16 protein-coding genes are annotated in these 12,967 nt (G+C 63.7%); 2 read left to right on the plus strand and 14 right to left on the minus strand.

Annotated elements, in window-relative coordinates:
- Positions 1-49: 49 nt before the first annotated feature.
- The 4 genes from GEV01_RS29760 to ribBA all read right to left on the minus strand — a co-directional run bounded on the left by GEV01_RS29760 (position 50) and on the right by ribBA (position 3,026).
- On the minus strand, positions 50-700 hold the full coding sequence (locus GEV01_RS29760) for a hypothetical protein (protein WP_235914637.1): 651 nt from the start codon (positions 698-700) through the stop codon (positions 50-52).
- Positions 701-846: 146 nt separating this feature from the next.
- The gene (gene nusB, locus GEV01_RS29765; RefSeq protein WP_008446744.1) at positions 847-1,317 is read right to left on the minus strand and encodes a transcription antitermination factor NusB; all 471 of its coding nucleotides are present in this window, start codon (positions 1,315-1,317) and stop codon (positions 847-849) included.
- 84 nt (positions 1,318-1,401) lie between these two features.
- On the minus strand, positions 1,402-1,890 hold the full coding sequence (ribH, locus tag GEV01_RS29770) for a 6,7-dimethyl-8-ribityllumazine synthase (RefSeq protein WP_008446743.1): 489 nt from the start codon (positions 1,888-1,890) through the stop codon (positions 1,402-1,404).
- Between the two features lie 26 nt (positions 1,891-1,916).
- The gene (gene ribBA / locus GEV01_RS29775; RefSeq protein ID WP_152809923.1) at positions 1,917-3,026 is read right to left on the minus strand and encodes a bifunctional 3,4-dihydroxy-2-butanone-4-phosphate synthase/GTP cyclohydrolase II; all 1,110 of its coding nucleotides are present in this window, start codon (positions 3,024-3,026) and stop codon (positions 1,917-1,919) included.
- A 220-nt stretch (positions 3,027-3,246) separates the two neighbouring features.
- Here ribBA and GEV01_RS29780 point away from each other — a divergent pair, with 220 nt between their 5' ends.
- Complete coding sequence (locus GEV01_RS29780; protein ID WP_152809925.1) at positions 3,247-3,642, plus strand: c-type cytochrome; 396 nt, start codon at positions 3,247-3,249, stop codon at positions 3,640-3,642.
- Positions 3,643-3,743: 101 nt separating this feature from the next.
- The gene (locus tag GEV01_RS29785; RefSeq protein ID WP_217428535.1) at positions 3,744-3,986 is read left to right on the plus strand and encodes a hypothetical protein; all 243 of its coding nucleotides are present in this window, start codon (positions 3,744-3,746) and stop codon (positions 3,984-3,986) included.
- Positions 3,987-4,007: 21 nt separating this feature from the next.
- Here GEV01_RS29785 and GEV01_RS29790 read toward each other — a convergent pair whose 3' ends face one another.
- The 10 genes from GEV01_RS29790 to glyA all read right to left on the minus strand — a co-directional run bounded on the left by GEV01_RS29790 (position 4,008) and on the right by glyA (position 12,874).
- The gene (locus GEV01_RS29790) at positions 4,008-4,643 is read right to left on the minus strand and encodes a riboflavin synthase (protein ID WP_152809929.1); all 636 of its coding nucleotides are present in this window, start codon (positions 4,641-4,643) and stop codon (positions 4,008-4,010) included.
- A 10-nt stretch (positions 4,644-4,653) separates the two neighbouring features.
- The gene (ribD, locus tag GEV01_RS29795) at positions 4,654-5,751 is read right to left on the minus strand and encodes a bifunctional diaminohydroxyphosphoribosylaminopyrimidine deaminase/5-amino-6-(5-phosphoribosylamino)uracil reductase RibD (protein ID WP_328595663.1); all 1,098 of its coding nucleotides are present in this window, start codon (positions 5,749-5,751) and stop codon (positions 4,654-4,656) included.
- A 7-nt stretch (positions 5,752-5,758) separates the two neighbouring features.
- Positions 5,759-6,316, minus strand: coding sequence for a GspH/FimT family pseudopilin (locus GEV01_RS29800; protein WP_152809931.1), 558 nt, complete (start codon positions 6,314-6,316; stop codon positions 5,759-5,761).
- A gap of 10 nt (positions 6,317-6,326) precedes the next feature.
- Entirely contained in the window at positions 6,327-6,782 is a 456-nt protein-coding gene (locus tag GEV01_RS29805) for a type IV pilin protein (RefSeq protein ID WP_152809933.1), read from the minus strand.
- Complete coding sequence (locus GEV01_RS29810; RefSeq protein ID WP_328595664.1) at positions 6,779-8,518, minus strand: pilus assembly protein; 1,740 nt, start codon at positions 8,516-8,518, stop codon at positions 6,779-6,781. The genes GEV01_RS29805 and GEV01_RS29810 overlap by 4 nt, the downstream gene beginning before the upstream one ends.
- 448 nt (positions 8,519-8,966) lie before the next feature.
- The gene (locus GEV01_RS29815; RefSeq protein ID WP_152809937.1) at positions 8,967-9,473 is read right to left on the minus strand and encodes a pilus assembly PilX family protein; all 507 of its coding nucleotides are present in this window, start codon (positions 9,471-9,473) and stop codon (positions 8,967-8,969) included.
- Between the two features lie 3 nt (positions 9,474-9,476).
- Positions 9,477-10,433 carry a PilW family protein gene (locus GEV01_RS29820; protein WP_152809939.1) on the minus strand — a complete coding sequence of 319 codons (957 nt, stop codon included), beginning with the start codon at positions 10,431-10,433 and terminating at the stop codon, positions 9,477-9,479.
- Complete coding sequence (gene pilV, locus GEV01_RS29825) at positions 10,430-10,984, minus strand: type IV pilus modification protein PilV (RefSeq protein ID WP_328595665.1); 555 nt, start codon at positions 10,982-10,984, stop codon at positions 10,430-10,432. The genes GEV01_RS29820 and pilV overlap by 4 nt, the downstream gene beginning before the upstream one ends.
- Before the next feature lie 115 nt (positions 10,985-11,099).
- Positions 11,100-11,570, minus strand: coding sequence for a transcriptional regulator NrdR (gene nrdR / locus GEV01_RS29830; RefSeq protein ID WP_043479966.1), 471 nt, complete (start codon positions 11,568-11,570; stop codon positions 11,100-11,102).
- A gap of 56 nt (positions 11,571-11,626) precedes the next feature.
- Positions 11,627-12,874, minus strand: coding sequence for a serine hydroxymethyltransferase (gene glyA, locus GEV01_RS29835; protein ID WP_152809943.1), 1,248 nt, complete (start codon positions 12,872-12,874; stop codon positions 11,627-11,629).
- Between the last annotated feature and the right edge of the window lie 93 nt (positions 12,875-12,967).

The following is a 12,967-nucleotide window of genomic DNA, read 5'->3' on the forward strand; positions in this document are numbered from 1 at the left end:
ACAATGCATGATGGGGCAAGGCCCTCTTGCCGTCAAATATGCCGGGCATCTACTTGCCGAAGGGTTTCGGGCAAGTGGCGACAAAGGTTTTGACGCCATCGCGGAAGGGATCGATGGCCGTGCTGTTGTTCGACTGCTTGGTGCCGCAGTAGGTGCTGCCGCCCAGCGTGCGCACCTTGGTCATCATGCGCCCATCCGGCGTGGTCAGGTTTTCCGTGGTAAAGCCCTGGTCGTTGCCGACGTAGGCGCTGGCCACGGCCGCGCTCAGCGGCGTAGCGTCGTTGGCGATCTTCTTCGCGTCCGGATGCCAGGCTTCCTTGCGCAATTGCCGGTCGACCGCAGCGGCGCTCTGGAGCGCGCGCTGCCGCAAGTCCTCGACCGGTTTTGCGGCCGGCAGCGCGAACGGGTCCGGCGGCGGCAAGGTCTGCGTGATCGCCTGCGGGGCCGGCGGCGCAGCGGGCTGCACCGCCGGCCCCGGCTGCGGCGTGGGCGTCCGCAGCGTCATGCGCGGCGCGGCCGCAGGACGAGGCGCCTGGACCGGCGCCGGCCGCTTCGCGGGCGCCAGAATATAAGTGATGGCCTCGTGGCGCCCCAAAGCGGCCGCCACGGACCGCTCAGGCGCGCGCCAGCACAGGAAGACCAGCAGATGCAGCCCGGCGATCAGCGCCAGCCAGCCACGGCGGCGCCAAGTCCGCGCCAAGCTCAGGGAATGCAGTTCGATGATGCGCCCTCGACATTGATTTAAAATCAATGGATTCTGCGGCGCAGCCCCCTCCCCGTCAAACCCCAAATAAAAAAAGCCACCACAAGATACCTTGGGTGGCTTGGCACAGTACCGAACGCTGCTTAGCGTTTTTTGTCGGCGGCGACTTCGTCCGGACGGACACGGGCGGCCAGCTTGTCCAGCACGCCGTTGACGTATTTGTGGCCATCGATACCGCCGAACGACTTGGTCAGCTCGACCGCTTCGTTGATGACGACGCGGTAAGGGATTTCCAGGTTGTTCTTCAGTTCGAACGCACCGATCAGCAGCACCGCGTGCTCGATCGGCGACAGCTCGCCCACGCCGCGGTCGACCAGCGGCGCGAAGCTTTCGCGCAGCGCTACGGAATCCTTGATCGCGCCGTACAGCAGCACGGTGAAATGGTCGCCGTCGGCCTTGTCGAAGCCGTGCGCGGCGCGGATGTTGTTCACCACGGTGGATGCGTCTTCATTGTTCAGCAGCCACTGATACAAACCCTGCAACGCAAACTCGCGCGCACGATGGCGCGGCGTGCGGTTCTTGCTGGGGTTGGCGTGCAAAATTTTATCTGTCATGGTTATACCTGTTCTTAAATACTTACAAAATCCGGCTCAGTGCGCCGGCGCATACCGGCACACTGCGCCGTTTCCTACTGGTTCTTACTCGTCGTCGCCTTGGTCCTGGTTCAGCTCTTCCAGGGCGATGGTCAGGTTGGCCATTTCCACCGCCACGCGCGCCGCATCGGCGCCTTTTTCGGCCATGCGGACTTCGGCTTGCTCGTCGTTCTCGGTGGTCAGGATGGCGTTAGCGATAGGAATACCATAATCCAGGCCGATGCGGGTGATGCCGGCGCCGGATTCGTTCGAGACCAGCTCGAAGTGGTAGGTTTCGCCACGGATCACTGCGCCCAGTGCGACCAGCGCATCGAACTGCTGCGACTCGGCCATCTTCTGCAGCACCAGCGGCACTTCCAGCGCGCCTGGCACGGTCACGTGCAGCACGTCTTCATCGGCCACGCCCAGGTGCTTCAGTTCGGCCAGGCAGGCCGACAGCAGGCCGTGGCAAACATCTTCGTTAAAACGGGCTTGAACGATGCCGATGCGCAGGCCGTCGCCGGACAAATTGGTTTCGTAGCTTCCTACAGTCATGGAGTGCCTCTTGTGTGTTGGTTGAATTAGTTGGGTTTGGCCATGTAGCCGGTCACTTCCAGATCGAAGCCCGTCATCGACGGCATCTTGCGCGGGCTGGCCAGCAGCTGCATCTTGCAGACGCCGACTTCGCGCAGGATCTGGGCGCCGATACCGTAGCTGCGCAGGTCCATGCTGGCAGCGCGGCCCTTCGGCTTGGTTTCCGGCTTGCCCAGCGCGTCGAACTGGGCGAAGAACTGCTCCGCCGTTTCCTCGCAGTTGAGCAGCACGATCACGCCGCGCTCGGACGCCTTGACCGCCGCCAGCGACGACGACAGGTTCCACGAGTGGGTGGTCGCTTCCGATTCCAGGATGTCGAGGATGGACACCGGCTGATGCACGCGCACCAGGGTTTCCTTGCTCTTCTCGATATCGCCGTGCACCAGCGCCAGGTGGGCCGAGCCGCTCGGCTTGTCGCGGAAGGCGATCATGCGGAAGTCGCCCTGGGCGGTCTTCAGCGGACGCTCGCCGATCTTCTCGACCAGCGACTCGTTGCGGCTGCGGTAGTGGATCAGGTCGGCGATGGTGCCGATCTTCAGGCCGTGTTCCTTGGCGAATTCCAGCAGGTCCGGCAGGCGCGCCATGGTGCCGTCGTCCTTCATGATCTCGCAGATCACGGAAGCCGGGGTCAGGCCGGCCATCGCGGTCAGATCGCAACCGGCTTCGGTATGGCCAGCGCGCATCAGCACGCCGCCCTTTTGCGCCTTCAATGGGAAGATGTGGCCGGGCTGGACGATGTCCGACGGCTGGGTATCCTTGGCGACGGCGACCTGGATGGTCTTGGCGCGGTCGGCCGCCGAAATGCCGGTGGTCACACCCTCGGCCGCTTCGATCGACACGGTGAAATTGGTGCCGAAGGCGGTGCCGTTACGGGCCGACATCATCGACAGGTTCAGCTGGTCGCAGCGCTCTTCGGTCAGGGTCAGGCAGACCAGGCCGCGCGCATGCTTGACCATGAAATTAATGGCTTCAGGCGTCACAAAGTCCGCCGCGAGCACCAAGTCGCCTTCGTTTTCCCGGTCTTCTTCATCGACCAGGATCACCATGCGGCCAGCGCGCAATTCGGCGACGATTTCTTCGGTGCTGGAAATTGACATTTTTAATCCTTTGTAGCGGAGCTAGAACAGGGCGCTATTTTAAAGGATTTACGCCCGTCCCACCGTAAAAGGCCGCTTTTATCCGCCAAATGACCGGCTTCGCAGCCCGTCCCATGGATTTCTTATCAACATTCCAGCGATTGCATTGAAAAAGTATTTGAATCCAATCACCTTCCTGTTGCGTACAAGCAATAAGAACAACTATTTGACGAGGAATGCCATGTTACCCACCACCCGCTTGCTGGCTCTGCTGTCCATGGCGCTGCTGTGCGCCATGGCCCGTGCCGAGCCGGACCGGCAAGTCGCCGAGGGGCAAAAACTCTGGCAGCAACGTTGTGCGGAATGCCACGCCGTCGACAGCAACGAAACCGGCCCCATGCATCGAGGGCTGGTCGGCCGCCGCGTCGGCAGCGTCAAAGGCTACGATTACTCGCCGGCGCTGCGCCAGGCCAAGGCGCGCTGGGATGCCGCCGCGCTGGACCGCTGGCTGACCGACCCCGAGCAATTCATCCCCGGGCAGAACATGGACTTCAAAGTCACCGACCAGGCAGAGCGCGCCGCCCTGATCGCCTACCTGAACACGCTGTCCGCGCCCCAGGTCGCCGGCGTACGCTAGACAGCAATATTACTCATCTGTAATAAAATTTACCGCCGGGACTCTGATACATAGCGATACAAACCGCTAGAATAAGGCTTGCAAAGCTAACAATGTATCTCATGATCAATTATCACATCTGCTATAAATCGTTTGAAGTCCGCTCGTTCAGCAGTAAAAATGAACAAGATAAATGGCAAGGCCACTGGGAGCTGTATCGGCAAATCGGCAGAATTGACTCCAGCACCGTCGTGACGGAGTTTGAAACGTCGGCGGAAGCCAGCCAAAACGCTTTGGCTGTCTGCTGCCAACTGATAGACGAAGGCCGTATCCGCAACCCAGCTTTGCTTGCCACCGGTTTTTAGGCGCCCCGGGCATTACACGGCTTATTTTCCCGCTGCACCGACCGAAACCATGCGTTCGACGTAGCGGGCGATCAGGTCGATCTCCAGGTTGACCTGCTTGCCCACTTCCAAGTGCTTGAGCGTGGTCATGGCGATGGTGTGCGGGATCAGGTTGATCGAGAACTGGCAGACCAGATCCTTGCCGGCGCCGATATCGGTCACGCGGTTCACCGTCAGCGACACGCCGTTGACCACGATCGAGCCCTTGAAGGCCAGGAACTTGGCCAGCTCATGCGGCGCTTCAATCACCAGCTCCCACGACTCCCCCACCGCTTCGAATTTGCGCACCACGCCCAGGCCGTCCACGTGGCCGGACACCAGATGGCCGCCCAGTCGCTCGTTGAGCGTCAGCGCTTTTTCCAGGTTCACTTCGGTCAGCGTATCGAGGCCGACGGTGCAGTTCAGGCTCTCGCGCGAGACGTCGACGCGGAAGCTGCTGTCATCCTTCTCCACCACCGTCATGCAGGCGCCGTTGATGGCGATCGAATCGCCCAGCGCGACGTCGGCCAGCGGCAGGCCGCCGGCGTGGATGTTCAGGCGCACGCCCGCGAACGAGCCGCCTTCGAGTGGCTTGACGGATTCAATTTTGCCGATAGCGGCGACAATTCCAGTAAACATGTGAGTGCTCTTATTGATGAGTGAATCGTGCAAGGATACGCAAATCTTCGCCGATCTGCTTAACCTCGTGAAATTTCAACAGCTGCTTGTGCGACAGGTCGGTCAACGCCGGCAAGGCGAACATGCCCTGCGCATCGCCCAGCAAGGTCGGCGCCAGGTAGACCAGCAGCTCGTCCACACAGCCCTCGCGGATCAGCGAGCCGTTCAGCTTGCCGCCCGCTTCGACGTGCAGCTCGTTGATCTGGCGCCGGCCCAGCTCGCGCATCAGCTCGGGCAGGTCGACCTTGCCGGAGGCATTGGGCAGCAGGATGATCTCGGCGCCCGCAGCGCGCAGCGCCGCTTCCTTTTCGGGATCGCTCACCGCCGCGGCGATCCACGTCCCACCGCCCTGCAAGACCTTGGCGGACGGATCGATATCGAGCTTGCTGTCGACCACGATGCGGCGCGGCTGGCGCGGCGTCTCCACCGCGCGCACGTTCAACTGCGGATCGTCGGCCTTGACGGTGCCGATGCCGGTCAGGATGGCGCAGGCGCGTGCGCGCCATGCATGGCCGTCGGCGCGGGCTTCCGGGCCGGTGATCCACTGGCTGACGCCGTTGTGCAGCGCCGTCATGCCGTCCAGGCTGGCGGCGGACTTCATGCGCACCCACGGCAGGCCGCGCGTCATGCGCGAGAAGAAGCCGATGTTCAGTTCGTACGCCTGCCCGGCCAACAGGCCGGTGCTGATCTCGATGCCGGCGGCGGCCAGCTTGGCCATGCCCTGCCCGGCCACCAGCGGATTCGGATCTTCCATCGCCGCCACCACGCGGCCCAGGCCGGCGCGCACCAGCGCATCCGAGCACGGCGGCGTGCGGCCGTGGTGGTTGCACGGCTCCAGCGTGACGTAGGCCGTGGCGCCTCGCACGTCATGGCCGCGCGCCTGCGCATCCTTCAGCGCCTGGATTTCCGCGTGGTCGCTGCCGGCCTGCTGCGTGACGCCGGCGCCGATCACCTGCCCGTCGCGCACGATCACGCAGCCTATGTGCGGATTCGGCGACGTCGTGTACAACCCTTTCGCGGCCCATTCCAGCGCCAGCGTCATGCCTTCGAGATCGTTGCTGATGTTCACGTTGTCCTTAGTCAGTCGCGCTGGCGCAGCTTGCACCGTCCACTGCCGGATCGCACACGCGCACCCGGCCCAGCATATTGATTTTGATGTTGCGCACGTTCTCGCCTTGCGTCAGCGACAGTGTGCCCCAGCGCGCGGCCAGGCTGTTGCTGGCGCTGCAAGCACGCCCTGCAGCATTATAAGCAAGGTAGAGCGGCGCTGCACCGGACGAGAAAACAGACGCGACGACTATGCCCTCGGCGATGGCGCCATGCTGGAACAGCAGCCGCTCGCCGGGATCGGGGCGGCGGTTGCCATTATCGTCGATAAACACGACCCAGCCGTGGCGCCACGAAGTGCCGGAAGCCTCCAGCGGCGCCAGCAGCACCTTGCCGCCGCGCGCCATCGCATGCGACCGCGTCAGGTTGATGGCGGCGACCAGGTCGTTGACGGCGATCTGCAGTTGCTGGCGCTTGAGCGCGACCTGATAGCTGGGCACGGCCACGCCGAACAGCAGCGTCGCCAACACCAGCACGACCAGCAGTTCGGTCAGCGTGTGGCCGTGGCGGGTGGCTAGTCCTGGCATCGCGCGCGTCTCACGGCCAGCAGCGGGTGGAGGGGCCGGTGGCGAGGCGCAGGCCGCTGCTGGTCAGCTTGAGCTGCCGACAATCCTCGTCGCGGAAACTGGCGTCGACCATCGCGGTGCCCGGCGTGGCGATCAGTTGCACGCACTGGGAGATCAGCTCGCCGTCGCAGGCCTTGCCCTCGATTTCGTAGGCGCTGGTCGATGCGCCGTTGCTGCTCCACCATTTGAACTGGTGGGCTTCCGGGTCCGTCGCGCCGGACGAGAAGGCGATGTAGGTATTGGCCTGCGTGTAGAAACGCTCTTCCTGCTGCATCAGTTGCAGCAGCGCGGCTTGCGCTTCGGAGCGGCGCGAGCGTATCACGTGCTGCCGGAAGCTGGGCAGCAGCTGCGCGGCCAGCACGGACAGTATCACCAGCACGACCAACAGTTCGATCATGCTGAACGCGCGGACATGGGCGCGCTTCATTTGACGGCCTCGTGCAACTCGCGCCAGTTGGCCACTTCGCGCCAACTAAGCCGGCCGGATCGCAAGCGTACCTTGACGCTGCCGACCACCGCAGTCTCGCGCGCCGACGCGTTGACGACCGCGTAGCCCTTCTCCACCACGACCAGTCCGGTCGGATCGGGCGGGCCGCGGCTCACCGACTGCTGCACAAGCGACGGAACGGCAGAGTAAGTCGGTTGCAGCACGCCGACGATGGGCGCAGCGGGCGCAACACTGGCCGCACTGAGCCCGCCGGGCAAGCCACTCAGCGCTTGCAGCACATAGCTTCGGCTGCGCGATGCATCGCACTTGTCCGCTCCCGGCAGCAAAGTGTTGAAGACGACCGCACCGCCAACCAGCCCGCCGCCGCCAATGCTGCGCTCCCCCGTGCGCGCGGACTGCAGAAAGTCGACATACCAGCCTTTGCTGCCGGCCTCCAGCGTGCCACCGCCGATGCTCAGCAGATCGCCGCCTGACGCCGCCAACATGCGCTCGGTGAGTTGACGTCGGCCGGAGACGACATCCATCGGCACGGACAGGCTGTCATGGATGGCATAGAACGATTGCGTGGTGAAGCTGGCCGCAGCCAGGTCGCTCCTGTCGAACAGCCTGCCCGTGCCGAACAGGACCAGGTAGCCGCCGCCCGATGCGTAGGCCACCATCGGCTGCTGCGCGATGGGTTGGCGATTGCCGTCGCCATCGCGGGCGATGAACAGCGCCTTGGCCGCCGCGCCCGGCCAACTGCTGAAATCGAAACGCCACAGATTGCCTTGCAGGTCGCCGGCATAGGCGTAGTTCAACGCGCCATCGCGGTCGGCGATCAACGCCGGGGCGCTCAGGCCGTTGGCCATAGCCGGATCGGATATCGGCGTGACCATCCGGAAGTAGTTGACGTTCAGCCGCCACGGCGCATCGCGTGCCTTGTCCAGCGCCAGCAGGAACAAGGCGCCCTTGCCCGCGCCGCTCAAGTGGCCGTCGCGGGCGTAATTATTCAGACCGCTGGAGACGACGGCGAAGTAGCGGTAAGTTGCCGCGCCCGCGCCACGGCTGGTGCGCACCTTGATGACTTGCGGCAGCGTGGTGATGTTGCCCATCATGGGATCGTCGCGGTCGGTGAACTCCCAGAGTACGGCGTGCTCGTCCAGCGCTTCGGGATCAGTGATATCCAGCGCGAACAGGCCTTGCGCACCGCCGCCCATCGCGGAGACAAGCACCGTGCGCCAGTTACCCGCGATCAGCGCGTCGCCGCTGCTGGCGGGGCCATCGACGTAGGCACGGTGTACATAGCCAGGGTCGGGCAAGCGGTTGAGCGCTGATATCAAGGCGTCAGGAACATAGGCGTAAAGTTCACCGCCATTGCCGGCATCGAAGGCGTGCAGCATGCCGTCGTTGGCGCCGAGGTAGATCACCGGGCGGCGGCTTTTGTGGCGTTCGAGGAAGGCAAGGTAGTCTGCATCCCGCGAGGCGCCGGATGGCGGGCCGACCAGCACCGGCGTGCTGTTGATGGAGTCGCCGAGTACGCTGGTGCGGCGGCGGAACAGCGTTCCTTCATCGCCCCGCTCGCCACGCAGATAGGCGACGCGGCGTTCACCCAGCCCGTCGGCGGCGTGCGACGACGGTGGTAGATCGAGCAACGCCCGCTGGCCATCCGACAAGGCCAGCCAGGAAAAGGGAATGCCGGTAAGTTTTCCATCGGCCTGCACGACGGCCGTGTACACCTTGCGCGCCTCAGGCGTCGGTGACGGTGCACGTCCAGCCACACCGGTGAGGAGCGCACCGGCATCCCATAACGCAGCGGCTGACGGCGGCAACGCGACGCCCGCCGCAGGCAAGGCAAAGCGCTCAAAGTGCCCGCCCCAGTCCACCGCGTCGAGCGTCGCGCCAAACAGGTCGCCGCCGGATGCCGCTGACGCCACAGCAGGCGCCGTGGCCAACAGCGACGCCCCAGCAATTCGCACGCCGCCCGGCGGCCGGCAAGCAGCAGTAAGCGGCTCGCTCGCCAGATCGAGCACCGGCGTCGCAGCGCGCACGCCGACCGCCAGCATCGGCAACAGCATCAACAGCGAGCCGATCAGCATCCACGACAACATGCGCGCCGCAGTCCGCAACCATCGCCTGCCATGCCTTGGCAGCGGACTATCGCTCGCAACTCGCATACCCACCTCCTCACTCCAGCTTGCTGTACACGGTTTGCAAAACCAGCTCCGTGCCAGGCCGCGCACCGAAGCCGATCACCGTCACGCGATAACAATGCGCAACCGCCCCGCCAGCCGACGCATCCTCGCCCGGTTGATGGCACTCCATCCGCTCCACCACATAGCGCGGCTTCTTGAACGGCAGCACACCTTCAGCCGTCAGCATCGCCGCGCCGGTATGCGCGCCGTAGCCGAGCGTGCACGCGCCGCCATCCTCCACGCCGGACAAATCCACCCGCTGCCAGACCGGCGGCGCATCGCAGGCACTGACCTCGCCCGTGCCATCCTGAATATCGTGCTCCGCATCCGCCAAGGCATCCTCCGCCGCCTGAAACGCCACGTCCCGATCCCGCTCGCCGCGCGTTGCCTTCTCACCCTGCAAGCTCATCTGCGCCGCCGAGACGCCCAGCAACATCGCCAGAAGCATCATCATCAGACACATCAACACCACCACACCGCGCTGCCGTTGGACCGCCATGATCTAGCCGCCCCGGTTGCGCAAAGCCACCGTCATGCCCACCACCCGCCGCGCCCGCGCCCGCTGCGCCGACGGCAAGCTCGCCTCCGTGACGCGCACGCCCTCGTCATCGCCATGCGCTTCGGAATACGCGGGGCCGAACAGATCGAAACGCGTCGCCACCGTATCGGCGCGGGTATTGCTGTCGCCGTGCAGCAGCAAGGCCACCTTGACGCTGCACACCCGTTTCCAGAAAGTCTTGCGGCGCAAATCGCGCAGGCGTTCGTCCGGCGTCGCGCCAGACAGCACCAGCGCGGCATCCATCGCATCGACGCCGCTGGCGTTGACATAGGCATTGGGAATATTGTCGGCAGGCGTATCGGTATCCACGCCATACAGCACCTGGAAGGAATCGACACCGCGCACGATGGCGTCCGCGCCCCAGCCGGATGCGCCGCGATATTTGCAGCGCAGCTCGGCCTCGCCGTCGCCATTGGCCGCGACATAGAAAATGCTCCAGCCACGACCATCCTCATCGTGCGGAACGGCGACGCCAAAGCCCGCGCAATTGAGGCTGGAACCATCGCCATTGCCGCCCTCGCCCGAGCCGGAAAAGCGCAGCGCCAGCACATCGCTGCCATGCGCCACAGCCGGCAGCACTTCCGAAATATCGGCACTGCTGCGGCCGATACTGTGGGCATCCAGGCCGGCAATCGGCGCCGGGGCGGCGTCATCCAATTCGATAGGCGCCACCTTGCTGTCCCAGTTGATGTAAGCGCCTTGCCGTATCGCCCGCGCCATGATGTCGAGCGCATGGCGGCCGCCGTCGTTGAGGCCGATGTTCTCACTGTGATTGCGATAACCGCTGCCGGCCGACAGCAGCAAGCCGCTGGCCAGCAAGACCACGATCAAGCCCAGCGCCAGCGCAATGGCGAACTCGATCACGGTCCAGCCGCGCGCAGAGCAAGGCCGCGCGCTCATCGCGTCGCTCCCACGGCGTAGGCCAAGGCAGGCGCGAACTCGCCGCCTGCATCCTTGCGTGGTGTGCCATCGGGATTCTTGTCATGCCATCCAACCTTGACCACCACCGGCGCTCCCGCACTGCCGCCGCACGCCCAGCGCAAGGTGGCGCCACCGTCGCGACACACCCGTACGCGGCCTGCGGGCAGATACAGACTCACCTGCATTTTGATTTCGTACAGATCGAACATCGCCAATTGCATGGCGTCGCACGCGGCGCCATAGCACAGCGACGACGGCGCCGGCGGCAACGGTTCGGTCAGCGCATCGTAGTCCAAGGTCAGATAGGGATTGGCGCCATCAGCCAGGCGCATTTGCACGGCGTTGGCGCGCATGCGTTCGGCCAGGCCTGTGGCCACATACGCCGCTTGCGACAACATCGCCGCCTGATGCCGCGCACGCAGCGCCGACAGCTGCATCGCCACGCCGCCCGCGATGCCAACCGCCAGCAACAGCACGGCGACCAGTATCTCCAGCAGTGTAAAGCCCCGCATATCAGCGCGTGCACGCACGGCACACCTCCGCAAGTCGACAAGACTGAGCTAGAAGTTAGCAGTGGCTACTGTAGGGAATATGAGGTGTATCAAAGGTGCGCCAGCCGTAGGCCGGCGTACAACATGCACGAAACTAAGCCTTGCGTGGCTTGCGTTCCTGCCCGACTTCGGCAATCGCATCCTGGAACTCGGCCAGGTCTTCGAAGTTTTTATAAACCGATGCAAAACGGATATACGCGATCTTGTCCAGACGCTTCAACTCCTGCATCACCAGCTCGCCGATGTAGCCGGTGTCGACTTCGCGCTGGCCGCTGGTCAGCAGCTTTTCTTCGATTGACAATATCGCCGCGTCAACGGCGGGCGCCGCCACGGGACGTTTGCGCAAGGCCAGCGTCAGGCTGCCGCGCAGTTTGGCGGCTGCGTACTCAGTACGGCTGCCGTTCTTCTTGACCACATACGGCATCACCAGTTCGATGCGTTCATACGTGGTAAATCGTTTATCGCATTTACCGCAGCGCCGGCGCCGGCGTATCGAATCCCCTTCCTCGGATACACGCGTATCGAGAACCTGGGTATCTTCATGCTGGCAAAACGGACATTTCATATGGGCGCTATTCGGTGACGCGACACCGGCACAGGCCGGTGTCGCGGTACTGCAGATTACTTGGCGTAGACAGGGAACTTGTCAGCCAGAACCTTCACGGCCGCTTTCACGCGGTCGATGGTCGCTGCATCGTGCGGGTTGTCCAGCACGTCTGCGATCAGGTTGCCGACTTGTTCCGCTTCCGCTTCCTTGAAGCCGCGGGTGGTGAACGCTGGCGAGCCCAGACGGATGCCGGAAGTCACGAATGGCTTCTGCGGATCGTTAGGGATGCCGTTCTTGTTGCAGGTCATGTGGGCCGTACCCAGGATCGCTTCCGCTTCCTTGCCGGTCAGGTTCTTTGGACGCAGGTCCACCAGCATGACGTGCGACTCGGTGCCGCCGGAGACGATGCGCAGGCCGCGCTTGATCAGGGTCTTGGCCAGCACGTCGGCGTTGATGACGACTTGTTGCTGGTAAGCCTTGAACTCAGGGGTCAGCGCTTCCTTGAACGCGACAGCCTTACCGGCGATCACGTGCATCAGCGGGCCGCCCTGGATGCCTGGGAAGATGGACGAGTTGATGATCTTCTCGTGCTCGGCCTTCATCAGGATGATGCCGCCGCGTGGGCCGCGCAGCGATTTGTGCGTGGTCGAGGTGACGAAGTCGGCGTGCGGCACAGGGTTAGGATACAGGCCAGCGGCGATCAGACCGGCGTAGTGCGCCATGTCGACCATGAAGTAGGCGCCCACAGCTTTGGCGACAGCGGCGAAACGCTCGAAGTCGATCTTTTTCGAGAAGGCCGACGCGCCGGCGATGATCAGCTTAGGCTTGTGTTCCTTGGCCAGCACTTCCATGGCGTCGTAGTCGATGTCTTCTTCGGCGGTCAGGCCGTAGGAAACGACGTTGAACCATTTGCCAGACATATTCAGCGGCATGCCGTGGGTCAGGTGGCCGCCTTCGGCCAGCGACATGCCCATGATGGTGTCGCCTGGTTTCAGCACGGCGAAGAACACGCCCTGGTTGGCTTGCGAGCCCGAGTTCGGCTGCACGTTGGCCGCTTCCGCGCCGAACAGCTGCTTGACGCGGTCGATCGCCAGTTGCTCGACGACGTCGACGTACTCGCAACCGCCGTAGTAGCGCTTGCCTGGGTAGCCTTCGGCGTATTTGTTGGTCAGCTGGGAACCCTGCGCTTCCATCACGGCTGGCGAGGTGTAGTTCTCCGACGCGATCAGTTCGATGTGATCGTGCTGACGGGTGTTTTCGTTTTGAATCGCGCCGAACAATTCCGGGTCAACGCTGGCGAGGGTGTGATCTTTTGCGAACATGTAAAAACTCCAATCAAATTGAGTAACTTGTTACTGGCAGGTTGGATCGAATGAGGGAAGCCGATAGCGGACAGGCAGCCTCTTCGTGCATTT

The organism is Rugamonas rivuli, assembly GCF_009380165.1.
In the GTDB taxonomy this organism is placed as follows: domain Bacteria; phylum Pseudomonadota; class Gammaproteobacteria; order Burkholderiales; family Burkholderiaceae_D; genus Rugamonas; species Rugamonas rivuli.